The organism is Cytobacillus stercorigallinarum (assembly GCF_014836495.1).
Classification (GTDB): Bacteria; Bacillota; Bacilli; order Bacillales; family Cytobacillaceae; genus Cytobacillus; species Cytobacillus stercorigallinarum.
Genome location: NZ_JACSQT010000002.1, coordinates 126,951 through 152,744, shown reverse-complemented (window position 1 = coordinate 152,744; position 25,794 = coordinate 126,951). Strand labels below are relative to the sequence as shown.

Sequence of the window (25,794 nt, the reverse complement as noted above, 5' to 3'; positions counted from 1 at the left end):
ATATTTTGTGTTGGAGTGATTCAATGGACATAAACAAATATTCGCCATTAACCGAAACAACCTATTATATTTTATTATCATTAATTGAACCTTCACATGGATATGTCATGATGCAAAAAGTGGAGCAATTAAGTGACCACAAGGTGAAAATAGCGGCAGGAACGATGTACGGAGCCATTGAAAATCTAGTCAAACATCGGTTAATAAAATCTGTGCAAAGTGATGATAAGCGTAGGAAAACGTATGTAATCACAGAGAAAGGCATCGAGGTACTAAAACAAGATTACAAGAGGATGAGCCATATGATTCACATTACTGACAACTTGTTCTCTAAAACCGATAAATAATGGAGGGGGAGAAGATGCGTAAATTTAAGCTTTTTATTGACTTTGATAAAGAGGAACAATGGTTAGAAGAAATGGCGAGTAAAGGATACCAGTTAGATAGCACTAATTTCGGCTACAAATTTCGTTTAGCTGAGCCAAAAGCGAAAAAAATCAAAATAGATTTCAGAAAGTTTCGTCATTCAACAGACTTTTGGGATTATATTACACTGTTCGAGGATAGTGGTTGGAGACATTTAGCTGGATCAAAATATTCAGGAATCCAATATTTTGAGAAAGTCGATGACCGAGCAATAGACGACATTTTTTCAGATAATGATTCAAAAGCAAAAAGGTATAAGCGCTATGCCCATTCTTCTCTAATACTTGCCATCAGTAACTTTCCACTTTTAATTTGTCTTTATTTTACAGGCATCATTGATCCAGTTTATCTCATTCGACCAAGAGAACTTTACTTAACCCCGGGGCTATGGGACAAAAGTGGAACCTCATTTTGGTTTTCGTTTATTTTTGAGACACCTTTTGCCTTGTTCAGAGGGGCAGCTTGGACATTCATTCCACTGTCTATTCTATCCTATTTATTCTTTAGTTATAAAGCAAATAAACGATATATTCAGTCAATGATTAAAAAATAACATGATTCATCATAGCAAAGGTAGGGGAGAACGATGGAAACAGAATTAAAGAGGGGCTTTCTTGTCAGACAAAGAGCATTTTTGAAATTGTATTTACTCAAAATGATTGAAGCGAATAAACGTTATGGTACTCAGTTTTTAGATGATTTAAGAACCGAATTTAAACCATATGGATATCATCCTACTCATTCCGAAATCTATAAAACATTACATGAATTAACGAGAGAGGGGTGGGTGAGAAGAGAAAAAAAGTTACTTGGAGAACCTGGCGTAGATTTTCAAGAAATTATCATTTATCATTTTACGGAAAAGGGAAAACAAGAATACGAGCTGTATAGAAAGCAAATGAAAGTGGAGCTTGACCGTTGTTTAGGACTGCTTAATCAAGCCATGAGTGATCATTATGGACCGATAAAAAGAAAATAAATTTTTCATGTCTTTTTTGCATTTTTCTTCCAATAAGGGACATCCTAATAATAATGTTAGGAGGGTCTTTACAATGAAGAAAGAAGTGCTTGTCGCATTAACTGCCTTTTTCTTGATGAGTTTATCCACCATGACCGCTGTATATGCTGGTGCAGATAAGAATGAAGAGCAAAAAACAGTCATTACCCAAGAAGCAGAGCTTTCTGGTAAAGCGTTAAAAGAGACGATAAAGATTAAAGGGATCCGCTATGAAGAAGAAGCTGGTTTTTTTAAAGAATTATCATTAGAAGTAGAAGATAATCTAAAAAAATCTGTCAAAGTAGATTTAGAAGCAGGGTTTGACCCACGATTAAAAATCATTGATTTTAATGATGATGGTAAAAAGGAATTACTAGTGAAAATCAATACAGAAGATAGTGGAGAAAATGCTGCATACTATCTTTATAGTTATCAAGATGGGAAACTAATTAACTTAGGAGTGCCTGATCCAGTCATTTCTACTGCGCAATTAGAGGATAATTACGAAGCTGTTATCGCAGTAGAAAACGAAAATAGAGAAGTAACGTTTGATTTAGCTGGAAATGCAAAAGCGTATGAAAAGCTCGGTATATATCATAAAGGGAAGTTAAACGAACCATTTGAACTAACTGTTAACTCTTACAGTATGCTGACTCCTTTTGAAAATACAAAGGGAGAAAAGGGTTTGAAGGGCATGCAAAGGGTCACAGGTATAGACCATAATGATACTATTGCTTTTTTGCAATCTTTTTGGATAAGAGAAGATGAAAAATGGCAATTAATGAACGTAGAAATTTTGGATGTAAGAAACAAATAAGCCGTTATAGCCTATAGTTTATCTTCGCTTAAAAAAGTAAAGATAAACTATAGGTATTTTTTATGATATATTCATCAAGTTTGTTAACTTGTAGTAAAGGATAAGGGATAAATGTCTAACTAGCACAACTTTAGCTAATAGGCATATGATGTATAGAAGTCACCACTTTATAATGAAGGGGAAGGATACAATGAATGAAGAGTTAGATTTAACAAAATTAAAGGTTGATATTCTTGCTCCTGCAACAGATGTAAAGCCAGTTGAATATAGAAATTATTACTTTCGACAGCCTTATGGAGATGAACAAGCTTATTTGAGCATTTCCATTGAGGACGTACAAGACAATGAGTACAATCATTCTGATGCGCTCCAAGCGAAGTGGATACCGCAAATGGGGCAATATGTATTGTTCTGCCGTTTTCAAATTAGTAAAGGGGAATACACTGAACCTTATGCTAAGATAAGATTCCTTATTTATGAAAGAGAGATCAATAATTGGTTAATAGCGCTTGTTTATGGGGATCAACAATTTTTACAGCATTATCCTTGGTTGCTCGATTCACCAATCTACGTACAGTTTCAATCTGATTATACTGAGTTTAATAAGATACAATACTATGGAAACGTAAGACAGTTCTTAAGTAAAGCTTTACAGAGACAATAATATTATTATGTAAACTAAAAGTTATAAATCGAAGAATGGTTTATAACTTTTTCCAATTATGATGTATTGAAAAGTATTAAAAAATCATAACGAGACAATATTATTAATGGTCATGGCCTAAAAAGATAATTAATTATATGGTATAAACTAGCAAAAGTAAAAGAACGAAAACAAATGGAATCAAATCATTGAGTTACGTTATTTCAATTGGATTATTTTTAACAAAGTGAAATATAAATTCATGAATCGAACTAAAACTTGAACAAACATGCAAATTATAGTTGTTCAAAAGATTCCATATGGATTTGCTATTATTAATTATTGACAACAAAAAAGATTAAGATCATAAAATTTTATTCCGTCTCATTATTTTAAGTATACTTAGATATTGAGACAGAAATGATTATGATTATTTAACTTCCTATAATATATATTATGTAAACTAATAAAAATTTATATTACTAAAGGTCTCCCTCATTCCTGTTTAATTGTACAAACATAAGGATGCCAAAACTAATAGGACAAAAAAGTCTAAACTTCTTCCTCTATACGATTTTTGAAAGGAAAAAGTCTAAACTTTTATTTGATGAATCGCCGTAAAAACAACTTCATTATGGGGTCCTACCAACAAAACGTGGAAAACATACGCTAAGGAATCAACGGCTTTTTAAATTTTACTGTAAAAGTTTTTCCACATATTTTAGTATTAGATGTTAAGAAAATCCTTATTTTTTTCTAGACTTTACTGGTACTCATTAATTACTTTATCAATCTGTGGACTTTGATTTCCCTTTCGGAATGTAATTAAGGCAAAAATTGAAGAAATCAAATACAGTAGAAATGCCAAAAAGTAGACATAAACAACACCCATATAGTCCGAAATCAGGCCTGTAATAAACACTGAAAGCGCAAATACCAAATAATAAAGATTATCCTTTGCGGCATACAATTTAGATAATGAGTCATCTAAAGTAACTTTTTGGATATAGGTTTGTTGAGAAATATCTCTTAATTGGTAAAAAGGGCCCATTATGACTACTAAAACAAGAGCTATCCAGGCAGTACTGTTAGCTGCATAAAAAAATATCAACATACTCACTAAAAATGAACTTACGATAATCCCTTTTATTAAATGTTTTTGAAGCTTTCTGGAGAAAATAGTTATCAGGATTCCACCTAAAATACTTCCTACATAATAACTTGTATTAATGAAGCCCCACCATTGTTCCCCTTTATTCAGTACTTCAATTACGAATACCAATGTTATACCGCCTATCCAAATTCCAGAAGCAATTCCTTCCAATATATCCATAGTTGTAATGGTTCTCATATGATTTTTTTTACTAAAAAGAATGAACCAACCAGCTTTGATGATTTCCCATTTCGGCAGTTTTTTTGCTTCCTTTATCTTTTTAATTTTTAATCGTAATGATGAGAAAAAAGAAAGCATCAAAAGAGTTAAACTTACTAATAAAACCCTACTTTCACCATAATAATTAATAGCTATTGTTCCTACAGACCATCCAAGTAAAGCAAATGATTGATCAGTTGTACTAATCAGGCTATTTGCTTTACCTATCTTTGTGTCTTCCACCAGCTCAGGTATTAGTGACATGCGAGATGGGGAGATAAACCCATCCATAAATGCTGCTAGTCCGATTAAAGAATAAATAAATGTTAATTGCACAACCTGATTGATATCCATACTTACAACACCTAATATGCATGCAATAATAAGGAATTGAGTAAGTTGTGACATACTTAAAATTTTCTTCAATGAAGTACTTTCTGTAACTAGTGGGAATACAAATCCACTAAGAAATTTCCCAATTACATGTATTAGCATTACCATAGCAGCAAGAGTAGCGGAATGAGTCAATGAAAAGATGATTAAGGTTGCGGTCATTGTATATAGTGATAGGGAAAGCTTTCCAAAAGAGATACTGGCCCATAAATAATAAAATGATTTATTCACCTTTTTCCTCCCTCATTCCTAAGCTTCGTAAACACATCTAAATCCAACATCAATATTCCTTTCAATTAGTGGTAAATATAACAATAGTACTACTATTGTTAGTATTGGAATAGAAAGGATAATATTTTTCAAAAGTCCTATCTCCCGTCTCCATAGCCCTCTTTCTTATCCTATCTATGGTATATTAGTTAATCAAAGTAAGTACTTAACCATAAAGTCGACTAAGGCATAAGCGAATTTTTCTGGCACTCTAGCATTTGATTTTAATCAGTTTCATTTTCTTCAAGAAATTGGTTTCGCGGTTCATGCTATTTATTATAAATAAAATTATAAAGAGTTGCATAATCATACCAAATTATTGAATCGCAACGTTAAATTAAAGTTATATTTATTACATGTATGGATCCCTTTTAAGGCTTAACTCTTTGTAACTCTACATCATGTAACAAGATTTTCCTGTATAACATTTGAATTTTTTTCTAATTCCAAAAATTAAATTGACAATACTTTTATGTCAATCAATCAATTCTATTGCGATTTTCCGTCTACAACACCACCGTCTATCCGAAAAATCGCAATGAGGTTAATTTATATGATCCATATGTAAATATTCTATACAGGTTTTTAATCTTTCATAGTCCTTATTATTTGGAATAGAGTTCCATACAAATATTTTTGTATTATATTTTTTTAAATCTAAATAAAGACGATCTGTAATAATTAGATCCGGAGATTCTGTATCATTACATAATTTAATATGTAAGTCTGATGCATTAAGTTTTTCAATGATTAATTGTCTAAAGTTATCATTAAGAATAGAAAATAATTTTATCTTAATTGGTTCCGGGTCCGGATTAAAACTAATAATTTGTTTTAGAATACTGTGGTACCTCCCTATTAACTTTTCACGTTGGTTTAATATTGTGGAGTATTGGGTGTTTTTTTGTAATTCATCATAAAATTCATTCATCAGTTTCACATAATAGGTAGGTTCTTGCTCAAATGCTACTTTAAAAAGATCTTCTTTAAATAAGAATGCTGGGCCATTAAATATTTGTATAGAATAATGTAAGTACATCAGATTAACAAATAGTGCACTGTATTCTTCCCCGCTTATATTGATCGAAAAATAATTCATAAAAGTATCTAACCAATAGATAGTTGTCTGAACAAATAAATCTTGATAATGATAATGGGAGAAATTTAAAATATGTCCGATATTTTGATCTTTGGGATGATAAAACTCATAACAACTTATAACTGTAAACGAAAACATCATTTCCAAATTGATTTCTTCTTCATTTAACGTGGTAAGTTCATCAAATAAAGGTTTAGCTAAACTAGAAAAAAGACTGATACAAATAATTGTGTTTTGTGAACGATTTGTATGATACATCGTTTTCTATTATATAACCCAATTTTGCTCTTGTGATTGTAATTGCAAGCCAATAAAGCATAGGTTCTGTTATCGTCTTATTTTCTTTTGAAAGTATTTCTAGCATTTGTTCACGTGTTACAAATGTAAATGGCCACACTTCCCCCCAACATGAATTCCAATAAAATAAAAAATAAAAGTAACGAAACTGTGTTTCAGTTCCGTGAAAAGATGACATATCTTGAGTAGAATATTTAAGATTAAATTGATCTAATAAAGGTTTAATTTTATTTATTCTTCTATACATCGTTGCATAGCTAGTATAATTTTTTTCAGCAAAAGTGCCAATATTATCAAAAGTATTATAAAAGATTTCATCACATGCTTTGTAAGTCAATGATTGTACTAAATAAAAACGTTCCATCTTTTTGATAGAAAAATTATCTTTTGTATTTAATTGAACACTTTTATTATTCTTGTATTCAATCTCAGCTCCTATATTTATTTCAACAAAATCTTTCGATAGTTCTTCGAGAAACTTTATAACTGTCTTCTCTGAAATATTTACATACTCAGAGATTTCAGTTATTGAACAATTATTTCTACTGTTATATAGAAATAGGAGCACACGTACTTTTTGATAAATAGATCTGTCCAAAAAGTTATACATTTTATTTTTCATCTCCCTTTACCTAAATACGATTAATCTATGTATTTTTCAAAAATTAAGCCTTTGTACCTATGGATTCTTCCCTTTTTTGTTTATCTTCTAAACATTTTTCATTTAATTTATAACTATAATTAGCAAAAAAACCTCCGAAAATTCTTATTAGGTTTGTTCATATATATTAAGTTTTATTTGCTTTATAATACTTTACAATTCTACTCCTCAATATATTTCCTATCATACATTAAAAATTTTTTTGGCATACTTATTACATTTAATTTTAAACCACTATCTACCCTCTAGGTTTTTAACATTTTCAATACCCATTTTTCTTTGTTTCATCAATGTATATTAATCCATAATTACCATAAGCTACATTCGAAGCTAAAAATTGCGCCTTCTAGGCTAGGAGGTCTTGTTTTTGAATCAAACAAAAATTCCTATCATTCAATTGATATTTATTGCTATTACTAATATAGGCTTGTCTGTTCATGTACTATTAATCCCCCCTCTTATACAAACAGCAGGTAGGGATGCTTGGTTAAGTATATTCATTGCGTTAGTCATTACTCTTCTTTGGAGTTGGCTATTGCTTACTCTTCATCGAAAAACTAACGGCATGAATATAATTAAATGGATAGATAAGTATATAAGTAAAAGTATGAGTATGGCAATTTATATTTTCATCTCTTTTTTTAGTACCGTGACTGCTGCTGTAACTTTAAGAGAAACAATAACGTGGACAAGTATTTCATTTTTACCTGAAACACCGAAATTCCTTTTGGTTGTCATATTAATTCTTGCTTGTTGGTATACATCCACTACAAATATTTCTTCTTTAGCATCATTAAATGTATTCATACTTATCTTTATTGTTGCATTTGGTATTTTTGTTTCCATAGCAAATACACCAGAAAAAGATATTAGCTTATTACAACCCTTTCTTGAAAATGGCATTCAACCTGTTTTGAATGGTACCTTATATCAGTTATCAGGTATGGGAGAGGTTATTTTCTTTATTTTGCTTCAACATAAAGTATCCAAGCCCTATCAATTCAAACATTTTGTATACATATCCATTATTTTAACAGGGCTAACATTAGGACCATTAATAGGATCAATCATAGAATTTGGCCCAATAGAGGCAGGAAGACAAAGGTTTCCAGCTTATGAACAATGGGGACTTGTTGCCATTGGTGATTTTATTGAGCATCTTGACTTTTTGTCTTTATATCAGTGGTTGTCTGGCGCATTTATTCGCATATCCACTCATTTATTTATTATTCGTGAATTGAATTTAAAAAAGAAACATACTAGCAAATGGTTATTCATACCTGTTTTGGTTATTAGCTGTCTAGCCTTGTTGCCAATAAACGATAGTATTTATATCCATTTTTTGCATTTCTATTATTTCCCAAGTACATGTATCCTCATTTTTATATTTTCGTTTGTTTTGTACTTGCTTGTAGTTATAAAACCATTTAGAAAACAGGAGAAAAATTATGTCTAGTCATAATAAAGGTGTAAATGAAAATCCTCCATCAAACAACAAATTAAAAGATATGTTTAAGAATAGTGCAGATGTTAAGTTTGAGAGCGCCTATTTCAACAATAATCAAGTAATAATGGTTTACTCTCCAGGGATGATTAATAATGAAATGCTATTTAAAGATGTGTATGGAGCATTGGAGAAATATTTTTCCAACCGTGATCAAGTAGGGACGGTTGAAGAAATTCTATCAGGTTTACATCTCCCCTCCTTCAAGGTCGTTACTGAGAATGACCAGCTCATTTCTGATGTTTTTTCTGGAATGGTATTACTTGATTTTGGTTTTGATAACATTTTCTTCGAAGTGAATATACCTGATTTTCCTAAACGTCAACCGGAAGAAACTAGGACAGAGGTTACTATAAAGGGCCCTAGAGATAATTTTATTGAAGAAATATCTGTCAATATAGCACTTATTAGAAAAAGGCTCAAGACAACATCCTTAATCACCGAAATGCTAGAAATAGGACGAAGGTCAAAAACGAAAGTGGCGCTTTTATATATAGATGATGTGGCGAACAAAGAAATTCTGGACAAAATAAAGCAAAAATTAAACAATATTGATATAGATGGACTCTTAAGTGGTACACAACTAGAGGAACTGATAAATGATAATCCATACGCACTCTTTCCTCGCTATCGATATACCGGCAAGCCGGATTTTGCCGTACAGTCCTTATTAGATGCTCGCTTTGTCATTCTTATTGATGGTGTACCATACGCCTATCTGACACCAGTTAACTTTTACTATTTATTCAAGTCAAGTGAAGACAAAGAGAATCCATATTTATACAACTCTCTCGAACGTATCTTTAGAGTTTTTAGCATTATAGTATCAACACTTCTCCCTGGATTCTATATTACAATGACTACCTTTCATCAGGACCAATTACCAATAAGTTTGTTAGCTACTATTGTTGAAGCAAGAAAAGGAGTGCCTTTTCCGTCATCTCTAGGAGCATTCTTTATGCTTTTATTGTTTGAACTCTTTAAAGAAGCCGGAAGTAGGCTTCCTTCCCCTATTGGCCAAATATTGAGTGTAGTTGGTGGATTAATTATTGGCGATGCCGCTATTAGCGCTGGATTATCCAGTCCAACTCTGCTTGTAGTCATCGCAACGTCCACTGTTGCCACATTTACATTAGGTGATCAATCGCTGATTGGCAATATCGCATTATCAAGATTCTTTATTTTATTATTTTCAACAATCTTTGGCTTCTTTGGCTTTATGGTTTCTTTCTTAGTTCTCTTAACTTATATTACTAAAATCGAAACATTTGGTGTGCCATACACATCAAATTTAAGTAGTTCAAGTGCCATAGAATTACTTAAAACTCTTTTTAGATTACCTGCACAAAAGAAAAAAACAAGGCCCAAGATCCTGTCTCCCTTAGATGATACAGAAGGCGGAAAAAGAAATGATTAAAAAAATATGTATACTTATCATAATGATTACTCCTTTGCTTACGGCATGCTGGGACAGCCACGAGCCTGAGAGGCAAATGTATGCTCATGGATTAGGTGTTGATTATAAGGATAATAAATATACCGTTTATGTTCAGATTATAAACTTGTCATTATTGGCAAAATCTGAATCAAGTGGTGGCGATAAAAAAATTAAATATGAACTTGGTAAAGCTTCAGGAAACTCAGTCGAAGAAGCAATTATTAAGCTTTATCGTTCTACACAATCAAAAGTATTCTGGGGACACTTGAATTATATTGTATTTACAACGTCTCTCATTGATCAGGATTCTTTAAAGCCAGTAGTTGATTATATTGAACGTTATTTTGAAGCGCATTACCGCGTATGGATGTATGTTTGTAACGAACCATTAGAAAAAATCCTTAAAACAACCTCTATCCTCGGAATGTCTATGGAATTTACAAGATTAAGCAACCCCTCTGTTACAACCAATAAAAACTTTAATGTGGCACCAGTGGACCTACGCAATTTATCCATTGCTCTGGACGAACCACCATATCGAGCGCTTGTTCCCTTAATCACTTATTCAAACGATACTTGGGAATCTAATGAAGGGGAAGATTCTGTGATAAAATTCGATGGGCTAGCAGTATTGTCGGAGAAAGAAATGAAAAGGATTTTCAATAATCATGAAATTGCTGGATACAGATGGGTGAAGGAGGAATTTACGAATCAAGAATTAATCGTTCAACCAAGTGGTCCAGAGAATATAGGGTTGTTAATCAACGACATGAAGGTTAAAGTCAAACCTAATTCAAACATAAAAAATAATTCTCCAAGTTTTGAAATAGAGGTGAAAGCAAAGGGATCTATTACCCATATGGGAACTGATCTGCAATTGAATAAAATTAAGCAAAAAGGAGAAGAAGTGATAAAACAGGACATCCTAAAAACCTTTAACACTGCATTAGAAAGTGATATTGATATATATAACTTATCAAATAGACTCTATAAAAAGAATCTGAAACAATGGAACAAAGTCCAAGAAAAAGGAAAAATCCCACTTACCCCCGAAAGTTTACATGTTTCTGTAGACCTTTTTATTAAAGACTCCGGTGGCCATAAGATGGAACCTGCTTTTGATTAACCGTAAGCCCGAATTAGATAAAAATAAGCGTACTTTCCGGTACGCATCACAAAGAGCCATAAATTCAATTTTTTTTAATTGAATTACGGCTTATTTCATTTATTTTCTACATTCCTCCTGAATCAATTTTGACCAGGGCATGTACTGATCTAGAATTTAGGGTTCTGATGGATTCCCAAATTCGGTAGATCCGTCAGAAATTTCTTTAAGTATTCGTAGAAATCAACGCCGTTACTTTTGGCAGTTTCTGCAATACTCTAACATATGGCATTTGCTTTTGCTCCGGCTTCACTAACACTAAATAGGCAATTTTTTCTTCCTAAAACGTTGGGACGGATGGCGTTTTCAGCTGGATTATTATCAATTTCAATACGTCCATCATTCAGGAATGCTTTGAGTCCATTTGCCCTGTTCAATGTGTATTCAGCTACTTTCGCTAACGCATTTTTACCGTAGAATGGTGACTTTTCAACCCATTCAAGGAATTGATCTACTATTGGCTTTGAGTATTTTTGACGTTTTTTTCTTCGCTTACTCGGAGACAAATGTTTAAATTTCCTTTCGAGTCGATATAAATCGTCACAATAGCTCACACCAATTTGCCCATTCTTACTGTCCGCTTTAAGCCAATAACGACGAACATGTGCCCAACAATTCGCGAAGGCAACGCCTTCTAATTTATCATAGATGACTTTGGCAAGTACGCTAGGACTTGCCATGCTGCGTTGAATAGGAGGCTGTTGTGCTTTACCACGCTTAATTTGTACCTTTTGAATTGAATCGCCTTTGGCTTGCTGGATTGATAACCCTTCAAGGAGCCAGCGTAGCTCCTGTTGTGAAAGATTGCTTACTTCCTTTTCATCTTTGGGCCATTGGAGTTTACCGTTATCCAAACGTTTATAGAGCATGGGGAAGCCATCACCGTCGAAATACAAACATTTATAACAATCCTTACTCCACCCTGCAAATAAGAAAATGGAATCACCATATGGATCCAATTCAAAAGAATCTTGAATCAGTGTGGCTAATCCATCAATGCCTTTTCTCATATCTGTTTTACCGCATATGATGTAAATGTTTTTTACGCTTGTATAATCGTGTTTCACGGAATTTTCAACTCCCTCATAACTGTTTGAATGCTGCGCTCATCGATGCCGTTAAAGAAGGAGATTTCAGTGTTGCCCGTTTTGATCGTACAAGTAGGATTTGAGGAAAGTGCGCTGGAATTGTTGCAGCCGTAATATCGTTTTTAGGATGTAATGAAACGGGGACAATTGTAAGTTTTTGTTGTGGCATATGAAAAGCACCTCCTTAAATTGATAAGTTAATAGTACCGGAGGTGCTGCTACTTTTATATGCGTTGTTTGAATACGGGCTTACGATTAACCAGAATTTTTTTTAAAAAAATTACACTCATTTCCTATAAAAATAAATAGGGAGTGTGTGTTAACTTTGGCATTAATATTAAACAAAAATGACCAAAGTACCTATCAAATGTTTAACTTTCAATTTTTAATTCACAGCAGTTTTCATTATTTAGAATATCTTCTAACAAACTAAAGTAACTATTAAGTTTTGATATTATTAAAACAATTAGATGAAAATATTATCACTAAACATACATACATTTTAGACGTATTATTAAAAATGACCACCTTTGAAATGTTCATTTTCTATTTAAAAAATTTGAATACTATTTAAATGATTTATTACAAGGGAATTTTATCAATTAATACATTAACCCACTAATAATGATAAACCTTTTAAACTGGTAGTAATAACCTATTTTACTCGCATTGAGTTTTAGGTTTTTAGACAACATTAGTTTTATTTTGTATCTACAAATTATGAAAAGAAATTATCTCTTATATTTGTCCTCTTTAGTAAAGATTAATAATAAACACATACAACTAATTATTATAAATCCTAACCATAGGAAATCTTTAAAAGAATAAGTTGGTTTTATTATTTTTTCTCCATCATGAAAAGTTGTATCAAATATTTTATAGTCTAGCCTCTTAACTAATTCTGCAACTATTACTATTCTCTTTTGAGTTTTCATATTATATACATCACATGTTAATAATGTTAAGGTAGGCACTTCAGTTGAATTTAAAACGTTCAGATTTGTTTCATGAACTAATTTAATATCAGTTACTTTATATGTGAAGACATCTTTTTTATCGGTAATATTTATTTCCATTCCTTCTTTTGCTTTTAGTAAAGGACTGAATAAAAGGGTATCATCCCTCATATGATGCCCTGCTAATACATAATTACCTTCCCCCATTTTCTGTTCGTTCAAAACTGTTGTTGCACCAACTAAAAGGTTTTCTGTAGTCGTACCATGAATAATAGGTAAAGATAGGTCTAGCTCTTCTATTATAATAGCGCCTAAAACATTCTCTCGATTGACTGATGAAATATTTTTTATAACTTTTAAAAAATCTGGTGTTCCTATACTTGAATTTGTATTAAGCTCTTTTCTTCTTTCATAATTTTTCTTTAGTTCTTCATGAGAAAAATTTTCTAATTGGTATTTTTTTATCTCAATTTTAATAATTTCATCTTTAATCCAAGGTGAAATTATTAAAATCAAACCTACTAGAAAAAGAAAAACCAATAAATTATAAATGATTATATCAATTGGCTTTTTTTTTTATAATTTCACTCGAACTTCTTTCTAATAATTTGCCCATTCAATTTCATTTCCTTATCACTTTATTCTTCTTTCTTTTTAAAAATACAATCAATATAATCAAGGTAGATAATAGAATAAGAGCACCGCATAAAACATATAACCATGTAAAATCATTTTGAATAGTAACATCACTTTCGTTTAGTTTTTTAGCAGTTTCTCCATCAATCTTAAATTCCCTTTTCCAGTGCCATTTTTCCCCATTGGATTGAACTGTTATATCTAAAATATAATCACCCGCTGCTAACCTTTCCCCATTTAGCGCAATCGGAAAGTTAAAGTTTGTGTTTGGTGCCATTTGCAGGTTTTCTTTGTTTGCTTCGTATAATACTTCTGCTTTCCCTTTTTCTGTAATTGTAGCTTTTATAGCCATTTTATTTATATAGATGGATTTTATATTTTGGATATTTGCCATAATAACGTTTCTAGAATTTACTTGATCAGGAAATACATCATTTAGTTTTAGTTTAGGTGAAATGTCATTATTATTTTCTCTTAAAAGGATAGCAATTACATAGGCAAAATTATTCTTTATAGACATGCCTTTATTATTCTTATTTGTTGTATTGGTTTCCTCTACTACTTCTTGAAGCGTTATTCCTCCTGCTAGAATTCCATCAAATTCTTCTTTAGGCATTTCTACCGTTAACTTTAATTCATAGGTTCCATTTGCAGGAATTATAATTTCATTTTCTACTTTTACTATGTCATCCATTTTATATTTTAGAGTTGGATCTTTTTCAATATCATTTAACCCATATTCAACTACTCCATTTATGTTTGTCGTAGCACTTTGGATAATGGGATGAATTTTCACATCTGAATCAGTATCATTTCTCAAATTAATAATTAAGTCTTGTTTACTTCCAGGATCCATCATTAAATCAAAATACGTTTTGTCTTTATTAATTTGATTCTCAGGTATCTCTGTCTCAACTGCGAAATTAAATTCTGATGCTGTTATTTTCCATGGGTCATTAAGAGAGAAATCAATTAAAAGAATAGACATGGATAATAAAAGGATGAATGTCATACGTTGTCTTCTCATTTTACAGACCTCCATTAAAAGTAATACATCAAAAGTTTAAATGATGTATTACTTTTTATTACATTCTAGTATTTACATCACAATTTATTAGCTATTTCCAGGTGCATCTGTTAAGACCCAAGTAAGATTTGTGGAATATTCCTTAGCGTATTTAGTTGTGCTACCAGGAACAGTTAGTGATACACTAGTTGATATATTTTCGTCCCCTGCATCTCCACCAAAGCGAGCCACATATGTACCGGCTCCTTCACCTGCTTCAGCAGACATTACATCAGATAATACACCTGCTGTTAAGTCTATTTCACTTGAGACAGTACTTGGAAGAGAGGAAGCAGATGAAGTTTGAACATTAACATTTGAAATTAAAATAGCTGCTCCAGTCAATTCTTCAGCTTCTTCTGTTTTAAATTGCTCTTCTTGCCTTACTTGTAGAGTCCATCCTGTCTCAAGCCCCCTGTTATCACTCACCTGTACATAGTTTGCTCTTTCTTCCTCTATTCCATCAATTAATATAGTTTGTGGAGTAGCAAAATAGGTCTGGTCTTCAGAGGTAATCGCTTGTTCGCCAAAATCAAAAGATGACGCAAAGTCAATACTTAATGGTCCGGTAGTTCCTGGGATTGGATCGGTTCCATCTGGATTTTTTGGTTCTACTTTTTCATCAGGATTATCTGGATCAATAGGATCTGTTATACCGGTATATGGTGTAAAACTGATTGTACCTGTTGTATCGTACTCTCCCCCATCAGCTGATGCTATTAGAGATCCTCCTATTAATAAGGTAGATGTGAACGCTATACTTGTTACTATTTTCAAAGGTTTTTTCATGATATTTATCCTCCTATATAATTCTATAAATAAATAATTCTTAAAATTAATTTGTAGGTGAATCAGTTAAAATCCAAGTTAATTTTGTACTGTATTCAACAGCATCTTTTGGTGTACTACCGGGAATTGAAAGGGTAATTGCTGTATTTTTCAGTTCACCATTCACCTCTTCAACTTGACCAAACACATCTAGCCATTTTCCCGCTCCTGCTTTGTATGTAGCTGTCATTACTAATGATTCTGCACCATTTGGATCTAATATAATATCAGTTGTAACTGGAGCTGTTACGTTAGTCATATTTGTAAATGCGTTCCCATCAATCATGGAAATTTGTGCCCCAGTTAATGTGGCATTTAGGGTATTATCATTTGTAAATTGACCTTCTTGTTTAACTTTTAATGTCCATCCAGCATTACTACCACGGTTATCGGAAATTTGGACATAATTTGAGCGTAATTCTTGTGTTACATTTCCCTCAGTGTCAGTGATGTTAATTTTTTGTGGATCAGCATAATATGTTTGGTCTATGTTTGAAATTTCATTTTCACCAAAGTGTATGCTTGAGGCAAAGTCTATGCTAAGTGGCCCATTCGTACCTGCGTTTGGATCAGATCCATCTGGATTTTCTGGTTTTACTTCCTCGTCTGGATTATTAGGGTCAACTGGCTCTGTTATTCCTGTATAAGGTTTAAATTTTACTGTACCTATTGATTCATACTCAGCACCATCCGCAACTGCAGAAAGTGCCCCTCCGATTAAAAGAACTGACGCTAAGGCTGTACTTGATAGTACTTTAATAGATTTTTTCATAATATACTTCCTTCTCTGTTTATTTTATCTATTGACTATAATTCATTCTTAATAGAAGAATTGCTAATGAGATTATGCAAAAACCAAATAAAACATGTAAAAATCCTGTTTGTTCACCTGTCTGTGGTAATCGATTAAACTCTTTTAGTGTAGACGGACTACTATGCTTTTCTAACCCCGATGTTTCAGGTGAAGGATTTTTATCATGTTCATAAATATATTCACCATAAAAGCCAACTCTTGATTTTGAGTTATATTCACCATTACTTTCAGCATTTGAGAGAGTGGGTAAAAAAATGAGTAAACTTATGAGTATACTAAGAATAATAATTTGTTTCTTCAATTAGAATTCACCCTTACTTCTATTGATTTGATGGAGTATCTTCTAAGGTCCATTTAATCACTGCTTCATATTTTCCAATTCTCGCTTCGCCAGATTGGGCTTGTACATATAGACCATTTTCAAATTTACCATTCCACAAATCAGAAATATAGAATGGTTCATCATCAGTATTTAAATGCTCAAAAATGGTTGTCGAAAAATTATTCAGTTCAGTAACTACTCCATCTTTTATATATACAATCGGTAAGGTTGAATCACGTTCTTGATTATAAAGAGGTTCTACTAGTGAACTTGATAATTTCCATGATGATTTTTCTTTTCGAGTATCTATTACACCTAGCTTTTCATTTAAAGAAACAACTTCATATAACTGATCATTCGGGGAAATTTCTAATTGACTTCCAAATGAAATTATATTTGGAGCAACCAATGATAAACTACCTGAATATTCAACAATCTTAAAAATGGGTCCAGCTTTAAAAATAGCATCTTTATAACTTATGCTCGTATTTGGGTTTTGATTTCCCATTGGGTTATTTGTTGGAGGATTAATTAACCCTTCTACATCTAAAAGCCCACTATTATCGTTTAATATAATTTGGAGATTAGATCCAACTTGTAAGGGCAATAAGTTATCCGGTATTTCAAATGACCAGTTACCCTTTTCATTCACTCTGGCAGTAATCAGGTTGCCCTGAGTATCCTTTATAGGTTCACCATCTATTTCAACTATCACCGTCGAACCAATTTCATCTGCAGTTCCTATGATTTTGTTTGTTTTTTCATCTATTACTTCCAAATCAACATTAGCTGGATTGGGAGGTGTAACATCCATTACCTCAGTTGTTTTAGGTTGTCCCTGAATCCAGGGCCCCCTTGTCGCCATCGCTGAAATTTTTTCTCCTGCTAAATTAAATTTCGTATCTGTATATTCAACATACCCTTCACGATTCGTATATAATTTATGTGTATCACCAAATGTGTCTATAAGATCAACATATGCCTGTTTTTCCGAAGCATATACCGGAATATAGTTTACGTTTCCATTTTCATCCAAACCTTTACCATCAGGTACTTCTCCTATTTTCACTCGTGCTTGAAGTGTATAATCCGCATCTGTATGTACCTTTTCATAGATGATATCTGGTAGGCTGTTTAATCCCGATATTCTTCTAAAATCTTGGGTTGAACTAAAATCAACCATGATAGTTTCATTTGTTGAAGTAACTGTCATATTATTATATCTAGTTGCCTCAATTAAGAAGTCGCTGACTTTTACATAGTTAAAATCTGATGGTCCAAGTAATTCTGATTTTTTCTTCCATAAATCTATATCGGAATCGCTGATTTGAAAGGTTGTATCATCTCCCATTCTTACTGCAGTCGAATTAGTACCTGTACCTGCATTTCTTATATCATAAGAAGCTGGTTCATTAAGAATAAATGAATGCCCTGAGCCTTCATCCATATTTATTAATCCTGTTGAACTATTACCAATAACATAAAGCTCTGCATTTTCCTCAACAATAAACTTGCTATTATCGGGAGTGTTTACGATTGACCTAAAGTTTATTACAGACCCATTTGATTTACTTGTTAGATTCACGTATGCTCCAGATTTAACTGTAAAAATTGAATTATCACGACTAAAGGCTACTGCATAACCAGGCATATTAATATCTAGTTTAGAATCCTCTCCTACAGTGATACTATCATAATGATGATATATCGCAGGATAGGTGGTTCCAGAAGTTTGTGATTGAGTAAGTTGAACGGCGCAATTTTGACCAATTGTAAATTCTCGAGAAGCTCCAGTATCACCTTCTCTAGCTGCAAGATTAAACCACATAATAGAAAAATTATAATAATTAACATTTCCTTTATATGTGGTCCCCTCTTCCATAATAAAACTACCTAAATAAAAATTTTCAGCACGTGTATTTATATTCATTTCACCATATACGGTTACTTCAGCATACTGAGCTCTTGCAAGTCTTTGCACTGTAGGTTCAGCTATAATATTTCCAAACTTATACTTCCACTTACCAGTGTAACTCCCAACTAATCTAGAACCTACAATGTCCTCTGCATACGCTCCTGCATATCTTTGAGCTAATGTGATATCATGCATATGGAAATTTCCCTCTCCACTAGTAGGATTACCGAGGTAAATAGAAGAGTAGTCAAAATTCACTTTGTTACCATTTCCGTTAATTTCTAAATCCCTTCTTACCTGATAAGTAGATAATCTAGTTCTATTAGCAGATGTTTCTGTGGATGCATCCAAATTTTCCATAATATTAATTTTGTTGATTGCTGGATTTCTCACTGCGTTAACAAATTCATTCCAAGTGTTCACATCTATTTCATTAGCAACTAGGTCTATAACGTCTAAATTGCTTACAGAATTAAAATGATCATAATCCGCTTCTTTGTTGTTTTCTATTCTAAAATTTTCTTTAGCATAATCACCTTCATTTTCTGTATTTGGTTTGCTTCCTACATCTTTATCTACTGTAACACCTTGACTTTCTTCAACAGTGTCATTTTCCGGTATAATTTCTTGCTCACTTTCTGTATCTTCATCTACAACTTCACTGACTTTAACATCTTGGTTTTCTTCAACAGTGTCATTATCTGCTCCGGATTCTTGGTTGCTTTTTTCATACTCTTCTTCAGAAATTTGACTTTCTTCAACATTGATATTAACTATATGAGTAGTTTGACCATCTTTACTAGCAACTATAGGAAATTGTCCCACATCCTCAGCTAGTAAATATAAATCTAATAATTGACTACCCATTTGAGAATTATCATATGTAATATTAATCAAATTGGTAGAAGAGTCATATTCAATCTTAGGTGGATTGGTTATATTTTCTAATGATTGTTTTGTTTGATCGAGTGCATATTTTAATCCACCGGGAATATGAAGTTGAATGACTACTGCTTTTGAATTGGTTTCCTCAATAGTAGTTGATACCGTTATTTTGAAAGTTTCGTGAAGTTCAATTTTTTTCTCTTCTACCTCAAGTAGTAAACCATTAGAAGCATTTACAGAATGAATTGTGAAGAAGTTTTGTATGTTCATAGATGTTATCAATATAGCAATAATAAATATACTTAAGCCTGCTCTTACATAGTTTTTTTTTCTTCTTGCCTTACTTGTCAAACGTCTTTTTCTCATTTTTTCTTTTTTCACCTCTTCCCTTTATTCGATTTTCAAACTGAATAATAATATTCTAAACTAATATTCTTGAAACCTGCCATTCAACTTTTACTTAATATAGAACCATTTTTGAAAATGCAATTATTTACCTTCTTCTATGTAAGGGGCGTTTTCTTTTTTATTTTATGCGCCTCTATGGATGTATGTCCTTGTGGATAAAACAGGAATACTAAAATGCTCTACAAACAATCATCAAAATGTAAACAGATGAGACATGTGGTACATAAGTCAATAAGAAGCTCATAGAGAAAGAATAGTATTTTTTGAATCGGTAAATTCTTCTTGTTTTCTTTCTTATAAAAGGATTAGGACATAATAGAAGCTCCTCCTAAGTGTGGGTTCGAAGAGTAGAAGAAACGGTCTATATAAATTATGAGGAGAAATAGAAAATGTTGTAAAAAAATGAGGGGGGACGTTTAAACTAATTTACTCAATAATTGGGTGTAGAAGTTTACTCATCGTGGAGGCACAAATCGTTCATTTCTATATGCTATAACACGTAGTCGAGCTGTTAAGTGATTTAACGAAGTTGATGAAATTTTACCGTTGATATCACATTATTTTATGATTTTGGATATATATTATTTACGGATAACTAATATTACTAAAATAAAATTTGATATAAACCATCGAGTATGCCAAATTAGACTATTTCAATATATGAAACTTAACTTAATGTGAATATATTTATAACAGGATACTATACAGCATTTAAAAAAATGAAAAATAAAACACTTACAATTCGTGTGTGGTTTTGGTTTATACACTAAGCAAAATAATATCAGATATTACTTCATTAATATATTTTTTCAGAAATTACTAGTATAATAACTTTTTTTGAAAATAAAAATTTGAATAATTAAGATATTATTTATCATAGTGCATCATCTTACCTTTTTAAGTTATTAAGAGAATGTCTTCCTGTTCAAATAATCCAATAAATAATGAGGTGTGAAAAAATGGTTTGTAAATATTGTCTTAAGAAATTTCCGTTTTCAAAAAATATTGATGAAGCAATTATTAATCCGAATGGAACAAGATTTACTTACAAAACAATAGATAACCTAGAAATAATTCTCCACTTATATCATCATGAAAATATAACAATTTTTGATATTTCCAAAATACTTCAAATGAGTAAACTTACTATCAGTAAAATATTAGTTGAATTTGGTATTTCTCATCCTGTTACAACCAAATTAACTATTTATGATGAGAAAGAGATAAATATTACTTACAATTTATTGAAAAATACCCCTAATTACATCAAAGATCCAAGCCTACTAATTAGAAATTTGGCTCGTGAATATAAAGTAAAAACATCAACTATTAAGTCAATCTTACATAGTGATAACTAAAATTACTTAGTCGGTTAAGTTAATGTGTTTATACACAGCTGGTGATTTTGTTAATAGAGTAAATTTGCATATCTTTAGTTTTACGTATAATTCTCCCTCCCTTCTTCTGCCTTTGTTAACAACGTTTAGTTTAGCAATTTGACATATATAGAAGTATCGATATAATAGCAATATGGAACCTATCGATATTTTTAAAGCATTATCTAATGAAACGAGACTAAATATCTTACTGTGGTTAAAAGATCCAGAGAAGCACTTTCCAAAACAGGGTGCTCACCTACCTAAGGAAGTGAGTTACAAAGGCGGAGTATGTGTTGGAGATATACAAGAAAAGGCTAAAGTTTCCCAATCTACAGTGTCACACTACTTAAATATGATGCAGAAAGCAGGATTATTAGAATCTGTTCGTTATGGTCAATGGACTTATTATCGAAGAAATGAGGAAGCTATTAGTCAATTTGCTGAATATTTTAAAACGGAAATCTAAGTTTTTATGATTTTCGTATTTTTTTTAATGCGTATATCGATAATTCTAGATATTTAAATTTATGACAGGAGGATTTAATCATGCGGTTTATTGCATATATTTTTGCATTATTGGCCGGAATGGCACTTAGCTTTGAAGGAGCTATTTACGGTGAACTAGGTGAAAATATTGGAAAATTAGAGACTAGTTTTTACAACTTTATTGTAGGTGCAATCATTCTTGGTCTATTATGGTTATTTTTTGGAAAAGGTAATTTATCATACGCAGTTAAAGCACCTAAATGGTCCCTTTTAGGAGGAGTATTAGGTGTTGTTTACTTAACAGCAATAGTAATTAGTATTCCATTTGTTGGAGTTGGGATCACTATGGTTGCTGTAATCCTTGGCCAATTGATTATGAGTATGGTAATTGAGCATTTTGGATGGTTAGGAACAAATAAAGTGAAAATTAATAGAGAGAAAGTTTTAGCTGTCATTTCAATGATGATAGCACTCATATTAGTTAACTAGGAGAGGTTTTTATTATGGGAATTATTATGATTTTGTTTACTATAATTGGTGGTATAACATTAAGTGCACAATCAGCAATAAATGGATCATTCAGCCGTAGAGCAGGTACAATTGAAACTACGTTTTTAACATTTATAACAGGCAGTATGTTATTGGCCCTTATCATATTATTCTTTGGTCAAGGAAATATATTTGCCATATTTGACGCACCTCTTTGGCAACTAAGTGCCGTTTTCTTAGGTGTTATATTTTTGCTCTTTAATGTTTTTGCTGTTACAAAAATTGGCGTTATAGCTACTAGTATTACGGTGATAATCGGGCAATTAGTCATTAGTGTTGTAATTGATCACTTTGGATGGTTTAATAGTTTAATTATTCCACTAGATACTAAACGATGGTTTGCTCTTTTATTTATGTTAATAGCCTTATATTTCATATTTAAAGGGAATAAGCGTTCTGTGGTAGAATCGAAACAACAAAAGTAGTTAAGGTTACTTCACTTAATGCATTTAAGAATCCCCTATTAATCAGTATATCATTAGGTAGCATAGCTAAATCATCTCAATTTTTTTACCGCAATGAATTTAACTATTATACTTCAGCTCTATTAGAGCGGGACTTGCAGTTCATATCTAATTAGGGTATAAAGAATCAACAAAACCAGTCATCAACACTATAGATGACTGGTTTTGAATTTGACTCTGTTAAAAGCATCAGTCTGTGTTTTACCTACTATTTCTAACTTTTGCTATTAATGGATAGCAACCTCGCTTTGATATTTTAAGTCCCCTGCTGCTTTCACCCTTACTCTAGTTGCATTTCCTGGCAAGTAGGCCAATGGGACATCCTCAATATCTACAATTTCTATACTACTTGGTTCAGCCCCAGCTTGCACAGCTTCTTTTATTGCTTGTTCTTTTGCGCTTTGTAACGCAGCAGCTCTGCCAATCTTATCTAGTACAAATATCTTTTCTACTTGCCCGCTTACTTGAGCAATGGCTGAGCCAATAGCATTTGCTACTCCTGAATGGTTCGGGCGGATAACATGTGAGGCACCTTTAAGGGTTTCTGGTAGTAAAATACTACCTCCTCCAACAAGAATAACGGGAACTGGATCAGCACTTGTTTTCATTCTGTCTATTGCTTCTTCGACCATCTCAACCATTCTTACGTATATTTTTTCTAATAAATTTTTATCAAGATGTGACACTTTTTTAACGTCTCCTAAATTACTTTTTCCAAGTGCCACAACAACATCAGTAGTAGTTAATGTATCTCCACCGAAGACCAATCCTTTCTCTGGTAATCGATATCCCACACTTTCAGGACCGATTGTAAAAGAGTGTTCGTCTTCTATCTTTATAATTGTTCCTCCCCCTAAGCCTATAGAAACTAAATCCGGCATACGGAAGTTCGTTCTTGCTCCACCAATCTCAACTGCAAGAGAAGATTCTCGTGGAAATGATTGCACTAACACACCTACATCAGATGTTGTTCCTCCTACATCTACGACTATGGCATCAGATAATTCACTTAAATATGAAGCACCTCTCAAAGAATTAGTAGGTCCGCATGCAACTGTGAAAATAGGGTATTTCATTGCATATTTTACAGACATCAATGTTCCGTCATTTTGTCCAAAGAATACTTTCGCTTGAATCCCTTCATTTTTTAATGCATCGATAAACCCTTCTGCAGCCATCTTTGCGACATTAATAACTGAAGCGTTTAATATGGTCGCATTCTCCCTTTCTAATAGCCCTACAGAACCAATCTCAGAAGATAACGATAATGCGATAGAGTCTCCCAATACTTCTTGAAAAATCTCGGCTGCTCTTTCTTCATGTGCCTTTGATACCGGAGAGAAAACAGAAGTAATTGCTATGGAATCCACTTTTTCCTTTAATTCATTTGCGATTTCATATAAGTGATTTTCATCAAGATCAACTATTTCTCTTCCATCAAATTCATGACCCCCTCGCACTAAGAAGACATGTTCACCTAGTAATTCCCTAAGGTCATTTGGGACACCTATTAAAGGTTTGACTGCCAGTGTCGCTGGCGCACCAATTCGTACTACCGCCACTTGATTTAGTCTCTTTCTTTCAACAATCGCATTCGTGCAATGAGTTGTTCCTAACATTGCATATTTTATATTTTCTTTTGGCACATTCGCATGAGAAACAATTTTGTGCATTGCATGATATATGCCTGTAGCTACATCTTCAGTAGTTGAAGCTTTTGTTTCTGATATGACTTCATTCTTGTCATTTAACAAGACCGCGTCAGTATGAGTACCACCTACATCAATTCCAATTCTATATGTTGCCATCATTGTGTCACTCCTTTTTTTACAAGTCCCTCTACAGGTGTATATGCCATATCATAGCCAAAGTAGTTTGGCCCTACTGTTGCTATGCCTTTTTCTGTTCTCCATTTTGGATGACAAGGGATGCCAATTACAACACATCTAGATCCATAGCGTATGCCTTCTGTTGTTATAGGTAAACCTGTTTCTGAATCGAGTACAGCTATTAAATCCGGCGTCATACATAAAACCTTTTCATTCGTTTGAGCAATAAGATGTTCATTTTGAAAGCGGAGTTTTAAATTTTCACCTTTATTTTGTTCAAGCCCCTCAAAAGTAGCGACACCCTTTGCAAAACCTGATTCAGTTTTCCTATCTATATCAATGACTTTCCCTTTAAATAATTCAAAGCCATTGACTGTTTCTAAAATTTTTTCGATAGGATTCACATTATTTATTTTGGCTAATCTAATACTTTTACCAATTTCCTCTTCAAGCTTAAGAATATTTGTAATCCCACTTTTCTTAAGGTCTTTAGCTGTCATTGAATACATCGCACACATGACAGAACCACCCATTTGTATAGTTGCAGATCTAGCAATCCTCTCTGTCCATACATTATCAATTGTAGACAATAGCGCTGTATTTCCCTTTTCATCAGCTATTATTGCAGGAGTTGCTGATATCCCGTCTAAATAAAAGGTTACCATTTGGAGTTCTGGAAATGCTCGTCCCATCCCATCAGCATCTATTACTGGAATTCCTAATCTTGCAGCTAATGCAAAAGGTAACATACTATTTACACCACCCGCTTCAATAGGAAAAGTCCCGTATATCTTTTCACCTAAATATTCCTCTAATTGATTAAAAGCACGAATAGCTTCCTCACCACTTGGTGCTTTTTCTAACATAACAGTGGGTGCACCCATCATTGATGATGGGACAACCAATGCATCGTCAGGTACTTCCTCCGGGTCTAATAATATTACCTCTCCATATTCTTCAATTGCTTGAAGCGCCATTAACTTACCGATGTACGGATCTCCACCTCCGCCCGTTCCAAGTAAAGCTGCACCAATTGCCAGATCCTCAATTTCTTGTTTTCCTATTTTTCTCATTTGACACACTCCTT

General features: G+C 32.7%; 24 protein-coding genes and 2 pseudogenes. 12 read left to right on the top strand and 14 right to left on the bottom strand.

The features are described from left to right. The first annotated feature begins 23 nt into the window (after positions 1 to 23). From H9655_RS05335 to H9655_RS05315, 5 genes are all read left to right on the top strand, one after another. A complete protein-coding gene (locus tag H9655_RS05335; RefSeq protein ID WP_191811683.1) occupies positions 24 to 347 on the top strand; it encodes a PadR family transcriptional regulator in 324 nt (107 codons plus the stop codon). 14 nt (positions 348 to 361) lie between these two features. After that, the gene (locus H9655_RS05330) at positions 362 to 979 is read left to right on the top strand and encodes a DUF2812 domain-containing protein (protein WP_191811682.1); all 618 of its coding nucleotides are present in this window, start codon (positions 362 to 364) and stop codon (positions 977 to 979) included. A 33-nt stretch (positions 980 to 1,012) separates the two neighbouring features. After that, positions 1,013 to 1,405, top strand: coding sequence for a helix-turn-helix transcriptional regulator (locus tag H9655_RS05325; protein ID WP_191811680.1), 393 nt, complete (start codon positions 1,013 to 1,015; stop codon positions 1,403 to 1,405). Positions 1,406 to 1,478: 73 nt separating this feature from the next. Next, the gene (locus tag H9655_RS05320) at positions 1,479 to 2,240 is read left to right on the top strand and encodes a hypothetical protein (RefSeq protein ID WP_191811678.1); all 762 of its coding nucleotides are present in this window, start codon (positions 1,479 to 1,481) and stop codon (positions 2,238 to 2,240) included. A 190-nt stretch (positions 2,241 to 2,430) separates the two neighbouring features. After that, positions 2,431 to 2,904, top strand: coding sequence for a staygreen family protein (locus tag H9655_RS05315; protein ID WP_191811676.1), 474 nt, complete (start codon positions 2,431 to 2,433; stop codon positions 2,902 to 2,904). 742 nt (positions 2,905 to 3,646) lie between these two features. On the opposite strand, the gene H9655_RS05310 is transcribed toward H9655_RS05315, so the two are convergent. The 3 genes from H9655_RS05310 to H9655_RS05300 all read right to left on the bottom strand — a co-directional run bounded on the left by H9655_RS05310 (position 3,647) and on the right by H9655_RS05300 (position 6,936). Beyond that, positions 3,647 to 4,879, bottom strand: a complete 1,233-nt coding sequence (locus H9655_RS05310) for an MFS transporter (RefSeq protein WP_191811674.1) — start codon at positions 4,877 to 4,879, stop codon at positions 3,647 to 3,649. 583 nt (positions 4,880 to 5,462) lie between these two features. Then, the gene (locus tag H9655_RS05305) at positions 5,463 to 6,275 is read right to left on the bottom strand and encodes a hypothetical protein (RefSeq protein ID WP_225230456.1); all 813 of its coding nucleotides are present in this window, start codon (positions 6,273 to 6,275) and stop codon (positions 5,463 to 5,465) included. Next, on the bottom strand, positions 6,220 to 6,936 hold the full coding sequence (locus tag H9655_RS05300; protein ID WP_191811670.1) for a helix-turn-helix domain-containing protein: 717 nt from the start codon (positions 6,934 to 6,936) through the stop codon (positions 6,220 to 6,222). The genes H9655_RS05305 and H9655_RS05300 overlap by 56 nt, the downstream gene beginning before the upstream one ends. A gap of 406 nt (positions 6,937 to 7,342) precedes the next feature. Here H9655_RS05300 and H9655_RS05295 point away from each other — a divergent pair, with 406 nt between their 5' ends. The 3 genes from H9655_RS05295 to H9655_RS05285 are packed head-to-tail and all read left to right on the top strand — an operon-like array spanning position 7,343 to position 11,043. Beyond that, on the top strand, positions 7,343 to 8,431 hold the full coding sequence (locus tag H9655_RS05295) for a GerAB/ArcD/ProY family transporter (protein WP_191811668.1): 1,089 nt from the start codon (positions 7,343 to 7,345) through the stop codon (positions 8,429 to 8,431). Further along, the gene (locus tag H9655_RS05290) at positions 8,424 to 9,896 is read left to right on the top strand and encodes a spore germination protein (protein WP_191811666.1); all 1,473 of its coding nucleotides are present in this window, start codon (positions 8,424 to 8,426) and stop codon (positions 9,894 to 9,896) included. Before H9655_RS05295 ends, H9655_RS05290 begins: the two co-directional genes overlap by 8 nt. Continuing rightward, the gene (locus H9655_RS05285) at positions 9,889 to 11,043 is read left to right on the top strand and encodes a Ger(x)C family spore germination protein (protein WP_191811664.1); all 1,155 of its coding nucleotides are present in this window, start codon (positions 9,889 to 9,891) and stop codon (positions 11,041 to 11,043) included. The genes H9655_RS05290 and H9655_RS05285 overlap by 8 nt, the downstream gene beginning before the upstream one ends. 99 nt (positions 11,044 to 11,142) lie before the next feature. On the opposite strand, the pseudogene H9655_RS22975 reads toward H9655_RS05285, so the two are convergent. The 9 genes and pseudogenes from H9655_RS22975 to H9655_RS05245 form a co-directional block, all read right to left on the bottom strand. Beyond that, positions 11,143 to 11,729, bottom strand: a pseudogene (locus H9655_RS22975) (IS66 family transposase); the annotation flags it as partial. A gap of 111 nt (positions 11,730 to 11,840) precedes the next feature. After that, positions 11,841 to 12,149: pseudogene (tnpB, locus tag H9655_RS22970) on the bottom strand (IS66 family insertion sequence element accessory protein TnpB); the annotation flags it as partial. A gap of 16 nt (positions 12,150 to 12,165) precedes the next feature. Beyond that, the gene (locus H9655_RS05275; RefSeq protein WP_225230455.1) at positions 12,166 to 12,339 is read right to left on the bottom strand and encodes a hypothetical protein; all 174 of its coding nucleotides are present in this window, start codon (positions 12,337 to 12,339) and stop codon (positions 12,166 to 12,168) included. 562 nt (positions 12,340 to 12,901) lie between these two features. Further along, a complete protein-coding gene (locus tag H9655_RS05270) occupies positions 12,902 to 13,642 on the bottom strand; it encodes a class A sortase (RefSeq protein ID WP_191811662.1) in 741 nt (246 codons plus the stop codon). A 106-nt stretch (positions 13,643 to 13,748) separates the two neighbouring features. After that, positions 13,749 to 14,789: a DUF916 and DUF3324 domain-containing protein gene (locus tag H9655_RS05265; RefSeq protein WP_225230454.1), complete on the bottom strand. Its 1,041-nt coding sequence runs from the start codon at positions 14,787 to 14,789 to the stop codon at positions 13,749 to 13,751. An 87-nt stretch (positions 14,790 to 14,876) separates the two neighbouring features. Next, positions 14,877 to 15,617: a WxL domain-containing protein gene (locus tag H9655_RS05260; protein ID WP_191811659.1), complete on the bottom strand. Its 741-nt coding sequence runs from the start codon at positions 15,615 to 15,617 to the stop codon at positions 14,877 to 14,879. A 46-nt stretch (positions 15,618 to 15,663) separates the two neighbouring features. Continuing rightward, on the bottom strand, positions 15,664 to 16,428 hold the full coding sequence (locus H9655_RS05255) for a WxL domain-containing protein (RefSeq protein WP_191811657.1): 765 nt from the start codon (positions 16,426 to 16,428) through the stop codon (positions 15,664 to 15,666). Positions 16,429 to 16,456: 28 nt separating this feature from the next. Next, the gene (locus H9655_RS05250; RefSeq protein WP_191811656.1) at positions 16,457 to 16,771 is read right to left on the bottom strand and encodes an LPXTG cell wall anchor domain-containing protein; all 315 of its coding nucleotides are present in this window, start codon (positions 16,769 to 16,771) and stop codon (positions 16,457 to 16,459) included. Between the two features lie 19 nt (positions 16,772 to 16,790). Further along, positions 16,791 to 19,958, bottom strand: a complete 3,168-nt coding sequence (locus H9655_RS05245) for a pectate lyase-like adhesive domain-containing protein (protein WP_225230453.1) — start codon at positions 19,956 to 19,958, stop codon at positions 16,791 to 16,793. Between the two features lie 1,001 nt (positions 19,959 to 20,959). On the opposite strand from H9655_RS05245, the gene H9655_RS05240 reads away from it, so the two are divergent. The 4 genes from H9655_RS05240 (at position 20,960) to H9655_RS05225 (ending at position 22,839) form a co-directional block, all read left to right on the top strand. After that, positions 20,960 to 21,358: a MarR family transcriptional regulator gene (locus tag H9655_RS05240; RefSeq protein ID WP_191811652.1), complete on the top strand. Its 399-nt coding sequence runs from the start codon at positions 20,960 to 20,962 to the stop codon at positions 21,356 to 21,358. Positions 21,359 to 21,530: 172 nt separating this feature from the next. Further along, complete coding sequence (locus tag H9655_RS05235) at positions 21,531 to 21,845, top strand: ArsR/SmtB family transcription factor (RefSeq protein ID WP_191811650.1); 315 nt, start codon at positions 21,531 to 21,533, stop codon at positions 21,843 to 21,845. An 80-nt stretch (positions 21,846 to 21,925) separates the two neighbouring features. After that, the gene (locus tag H9655_RS05230) at positions 21,926 to 22,354 is read left to right on the top strand and encodes a DMT family transporter (RefSeq protein ID WP_191811648.1); all 429 of its coding nucleotides are present in this window, start codon (positions 21,926 to 21,928) and stop codon (positions 22,352 to 22,354) included. Between the two features lie 14 nt (positions 22,355 to 22,368). After that, positions 22,369 to 22,839: a DMT family transporter gene (locus H9655_RS05225; RefSeq protein WP_191811646.1), complete on the top strand. Its 471-nt coding sequence runs from the start codon at positions 22,369 to 22,371 to the stop codon at positions 22,837 to 22,839. Between the two features lie 266 nt (positions 22,840 to 23,105). Here the strand turns inward: H9655_RS05225 and H9655_RS05220 are convergent, their stop codons facing one another. After that, positions 23,106 to 24,686: a hydantoinase/oxoprolinase N-terminal domain-containing protein gene (locus H9655_RS05220; RefSeq protein WP_191811644.1), complete on the bottom strand. Its 1,581-nt coding sequence runs from the start codon at positions 24,684 to 24,686 to the stop codon at positions 23,106 to 23,108. Then, a complete protein-coding gene (locus H9655_RS05215; RefSeq protein ID WP_191811643.1) occupies positions 24,686 to 25,780 on the bottom strand; it encodes a DUF917 domain-containing protein in 1,095 nt (364 codons plus the stop codon). The genes H9655_RS05220 and H9655_RS05215 overlap by 1 nt, the downstream gene beginning before the upstream one ends. Positions 25,781 to 25,794 lie beyond the last annotated feature (14 nt).

What these genes read in the sequence shown, in the direction of transcription:
- H9655_RS05285 (WP_191811664.1), top strand. Translation starts at nt 9,889, where the DNA reads ATGATTAAAAAAATATGTATACTTATCATAATGATTACTCCTTTGCTT.
- H9655_RS05325 (WP_191811680.1), top strand. Translation starts at nt 1,013, where the DNA reads ATGGAAACAGAATTAAAGAGGGGCTTTCTTGTCAGACAAAGAGCATTT.
- H9655_RS05290 (WP_191811666.1), top strand. Translation starts at nt 8,424, where the DNA reads ATGTCTAGTCATAATAAAGGTGTAAATGAAAATCCTCCATCAAACAAC.
- H9655_RS05320 (WP_191811678.1), top strand. Translation starts at nt 1,479, where the DNA reads ATGAAGAAAGAAGTGCTTGTCGCATTAACTGCCTTTTTCTTGATGAGT.
- H9655_RS05300 (WP_191811670.1), bottom strand. Translation starts at nt 6,936, where the DNA reads ATGAAAAATAAAATGTATAACTTTTTGGACAGATCTATTTATCAAAAA.
- H9655_RS05330 (WP_191811682.1), top strand. Translation starts at nt 362, where the DNA reads ATGCGTAAATTTAAGCTTTTTATTGACTTTGATAAAGAGGAACAATGG.
- H9655_RS05315 (WP_191811676.1), top strand. Translation starts at nt 2,431, where the DNA reads ATGAATGAAGAGTTAGATTTAACAAAATTAAAGGTTGATATTCTTGCT.
- H9655_RS05335 (WP_191811683.1), top strand. Translation starts at nt 24, where the DNA reads ATGGACATAAACAAATATTCGCCATTAACCGAAACAACCTATTATATT.
- H9655_RS05230 (WP_191811648.1), top strand. Translation starts at nt 21,926, where the DNA reads ATGCGGTTTATTGCATATATTTTTGCATTATTGGCCGGAATGGCACTT.
- H9655_RS05245 (WP_225230453.1), bottom strand. Translation starts at nt 19,958, where the DNA reads ATGAGAAAAAGACGTTTGACAAGTAAGGCAAGAAGAAAAAAAAACTAT.
- H9655_RS05265 (WP_225230454.1), bottom strand. Translation starts at nt 14,789, where the DNA reads ATGAGAAGACAACGTATGACATTCATCCTTTTATTATCCATGTCTATT.
- H9655_RS05235 (WP_191811650.1), top strand. Translation starts at nt 21,531, where the DNA reads ATGGAACCTATCGATATTTTTAAAGCATTATCTAATGAAACGAGACTA.
- H9655_RS05240 (WP_191811652.1), top strand. Translation starts at nt 20,960, where the DNA reads ATGGTTTGTAAATATTGTCTTAAGAAATTTCCGTTTTCAAAAAATATT.
- H9655_RS05255 (WP_191811657.1), bottom strand. Translation starts at nt 16,428, where the DNA reads ATGAAAAAATCTATTAAAGTACTATCAAGTACAGCCTTAGCGTCAGTT.
- H9655_RS05220 (WP_191811644.1), bottom strand. Translation starts at nt 24,686, where the DNA reads ATGGCAACATATAGAATTGGAATTGATGTAGGTGGTACTCATACTGAC.
- H9655_RS05260 (WP_191811659.1), bottom strand. Translation starts at nt 15,617, where the DNA reads ATGAAAAAACCTTTGAAAATAGTAACAAGTATAGCGTTCACATCTACC.
- H9655_RS05215 (WP_191811643.1), bottom strand. Translation starts at nt 25,780, where the DNA reads ATGAGAAAAATAGGAAAACAAGAAATTGAGGATCTGGCAATTGGTGCA.
- H9655_RS05305 (WP_225230456.1), bottom strand. Translation starts at nt 6,275, where the DNA reads ATGTATCATACAAATCGTTCACAAAACACAATTATTTGTATCAGTCTT.
- H9655_RS05275 (WP_225230455.1), bottom strand. Translation starts at nt 12,339, where the DNA reads ATGCCACAACAAAAACTTACAATTGTCCCCGTTTCATTACATCCTAAA.
- H9655_RS05225 (WP_191811646.1), top strand. Translation starts at nt 22,369, where the DNA reads ATGGGAATTATTATGATTTTGTTTACTATAATTGGTGGTATAACATTA.